Source organism: Fibrobacter intestinalis, from assembly GCF_900167415.1.
GTDB classification, from domain to species: Bacteria; Fibrobacterota; Fibrobacteria; order Fibrobacterales; family Fibrobacteraceae; genus Hallerella; species Hallerella intestinalis.
Genome location: NZ_FUWU01000106.1, coordinates 1 through 3,167, shown reverse-complemented (window position 1 = coordinate 3,167; position 3,167 = coordinate 1). Strand labels below are relative to the sequence as shown.

Genomic DNA, 3,167 nt, shown 5'->3' with positions numbered 1-3,167 from the left:
GTTGCGCCGCAAGCTTGCTTGCAGGCATTACTGAGCCGCAGCCGCGGACGCAACGCGTCAACTCTGAAGCCCCCTTATCCCTTCCGCCCGCTGCGGCGCTGCATCCCTGAAACTAGGAATCTCCGATTCCGTAGTTGAAGTATCCCTGCAAGGGACAATTCCGCCTAAAGGAAGCGGAGCTTCCAAGGCTCATGGGAAAGCGAGCACCTCGCAGTCTGCGAGAAGAAATTTCCCTTGTGAAAAAGAAATCCACGCTTTGAAAAAAAATTTTATTTGTGAGAATTTGGAGGAATATTCTATATAATTCCCTAATTTATCTAGTTTTGGTCAAAAGAATTTTCGCCCAAAGGAGTTTTGTTTTGAAAGGACAAATAAAAAACGTCATTTGTGGAATGATTTTGTTGGGGGCGTTTTGCGCTTGCAGCTCGCCGACGGTTTCGCCGGAAGAAGATTCGCCTGTTTCCGCAAATTCTTCGAGTTCTGTTGCCGTTGTAACAAGCAGTTCTTCTGTTTTTTCCAGTTCATCCGCTTTCATTCTCAGCAGCTCTTCGGCTTCGCTCTCGGCCATTTATGAAGGCGTCGAAATTTCCGGGCTTTATACGACCAGGGATTCTGTCGCCGCTTATCTTTGCAAATTCGGCGCGCTCCCGAAAATCTATGTCGATAAGGATTCCGCTCAAACGCTTTATGAATTATCGGGAAAAAGCTTTTCCAAGTGGAATTTCAATCCGTATCAGGAGTTGGGCGTGATGGTGGGCGGAGATTCTTTTGAAAATGCAGAAGGAATGTTCCCCGGTGAAAACTATCGGGAATGCGATGTCGATTATTCCGGAGAAAATCGGGGAACAAGGCGGCTCGTTTACGGCGACTCCTGCGAAATTTATTTTACCGCGGATCATTACGAAACGTTTGAACGGCTTGAGTTTTGAGGGATGCTGTCACAAGAAAGGCCGGATTCAGAATCCGGCCTTTTGAAATTTTGTTTAGCGAAGTAGAAGTTTGTGGGAGAATGTCCTGCCCTTTTCGCGGATTTGGAGAATGTAGAGTCCGCGGGAGAGCTTGGAAATGTCGAGGCTGTGCGCACCTGCGGTGAATTTGCCGGAAATTTTTTGGATGCGTTTGCCCGTGGGCGTGTAGAAGAGAACGTCCGCGCTTTCTTGCAGGGTGAAGTGCAGTTGATTATGCCTAATGGAAATGTGGAATGTTCCCGCTTGGGAGGATGTCGGTATTTGAGTGGAAACGTTTTCCCAGCCGGGCATGGTTTCCAGTTTTAAAATGCGGTCATCGGCGAGATTCTTTTTCCAAACATCATTGGAAGTCTGGTTCAAAAATCCCGAGCCCCAGGTGTTATACCACGGCATCCAGAAAGACCAGACGGATCCATCCGTGTGCATGCTGTCCACGTCGGGAATCGGTCCGTTTTCCGTTAAGGCGAGCATTTTTTTTGCGCCGAGCTCATCCACCATTTTATTGAAGTATTTAACGTTCGAGGAATTGTCGTTGGCATTGTTGTAAATATCCACACCGATAATATCCACATATTCGTCGCCGGGGTACCATGCCGGATTGAGTGCTCCGAAGTCGTAGCCGATAGCGGGATCGCGTTCGATGTTCCAGACCCAAATCAGGTTCTTTACGCCGTTCGTGTTTGTCATGCGGTCATAGACGAGTTTGTAAAGCGCTTTGTAACATTCCGCACCGCCGACTCCCCACCAGAACCAGCCTCCGGCGGCTTCGTGGAGCGGTCGCCAGATGGCAGCCACGCCAGCTTCTTGAAGTTCTAGAAAATGGGCGGAAAGCTTATCCACGTCGGCCATCAGGAGCGCGTATTCGTCGGAAGCCGGGTTGATTTCTTGGCAAGTGGAATCTTTGAAAGCCTTGGTGTAATTGAAGCAGGTGTTTTCTGCGGAAGAAGCTTGAACGCCTTCCGTGCATCCGGCATTTTTGAAACCGTTGTTTTTGGTGTAGAATACCGTGTCGGTGCCGACTTTCCAGTGCCAGGTGAATGCCGGAATGCCACCTTTTGCCCAAAGCTCTTTGGCCATGCGCACATTATTTTCGGTATAGCCTATGAACCAGCCTTCATCGGAATGGCCGCCGGCGGCGAAGAGCATGTCAAATCCGCCGAGAGCCGGGTTGTAGCCGCTCCGTTCCTTGAAAAGCCGAATGTCCTCTTGCCCGAGGAAGGTCGTCTTTTCGTCTTCAAACGAGCAGGAATCGCTGGGAACGCATTTTTCAATCAGCTTCATATTGCCGTAATCGTAGTTGAATGCGTTGTCGCCAATCATCATGCCCGAAACGGTTTTGCTGCCGAAGTTCTGCAAGAGGAATGCTTTGAGTTTGTAGGCGCTTTCGGTTGCGCCCGCTGTGACGGGAGTGCCGTCGATGTCGAATACGATGGCCGGGTGCATTTCCACGGAAAGATAGTCGATGTTTGTGGAACCGCCGGAAAGTTTGATTTCGTTTGTTCCCGCATTGAGCTTGGCACTCGTTTCGAGGATGTAAGTCGTGAATGCGCTGTTTGGGGAATTGGTGAGGAAGGATCCGACGCTTTTGCCGTTGACGGAAATTTCCGTATTGAACCAATCGTATTGCTTGACCCAGATTTTTGTGGAAATATCATAAATGCCGGATTCTTCGACGGAAACCGTGAACGTGAAACCGTTGGCATTAACGTACTTGTCGCCTGAAACTCCCGCGCTGTCAAGGACGGCCGCTGCCGTGTTGCTGGATGTTTGGCTTTCCGCTTCGTAAATGGTAGCCTGTGCGGCTGTCGCTGCAAAAGCGAAGAACGCAGGCAATAGTTTTGAAACTTTCATTTTCACACTCCTTTGATTTATTAAAAATAATTTTATTGGCGATGAAAAATTCGAATTTTGGGAATGTTCTCGGAAAAAGAGAATGAAATTTAGGCCAGTAACAGCCCTAAACAATCTGCAAAGAGATTTTGCTGGTTCGAATTTCGTCTCAATGCGCCGGGCGAAGCCTGCAGGACATAAAACCGAGAAAAACGCCATTCTCGTTTAGAAAAATCCTTGCTGATAGCAATAGGCGGTTTCAATTTAAAGACTGCTGATGATTTCTTCGAGATTCTTGCCCGAGAGTTGCTTTTCGAAGCGGACTTTGACTCCCTCGGATTCCATATTCTTGAAAAACATCTTGGCGGA

2 protein-coding genes are annotated in these 3,167 nt (G+C 48.6%); one reads left to right on the top strand and one right to left on the bottom strand.

Features of this window, described 5'->3' with window-relative positions:
• Nucleotides 1–359 precede the first annotated feature (359 nt).
• On the top strand, nucleotides 360–929 hold the full coding sequence (locus tag B5D40_RS14995) for a ribonuclease domain-containing protein (RefSeq protein ID WP_143394337.1): 570 nt from the start codon (nucleotides 360–362) through the stop codon (nucleotides 927–929).
• 54 nt (nucleotides 930–983) lie between these two features.
• On the opposite strand, the gene B5D40_RS14990 is transcribed toward B5D40_RS14995, so the two are convergent.
• Nucleotides 984–2,819: a glycosyl hydrolase gene (locus B5D40_RS14990; RefSeq protein ID WP_158222064.1), complete on the bottom strand. Its 1,836-nt coding sequence runs from the start codon at nucleotides 2,817–2,819 to the stop codon at nucleotides 984–986.
• Between the last annotated feature and the right edge of the window lie 348 nt (nucleotides 2,820–3,167).

What these genes read in the sequence shown, in the direction of transcription:
- B5D40_RS14990 (WP_158222064.1), bottom strand. Translation starts at nt 2,819, where the DNA reads ATGAAAGTTTCAAAACTATTGCCTGCGTTCTTCGCTTTTGCAGCGACA.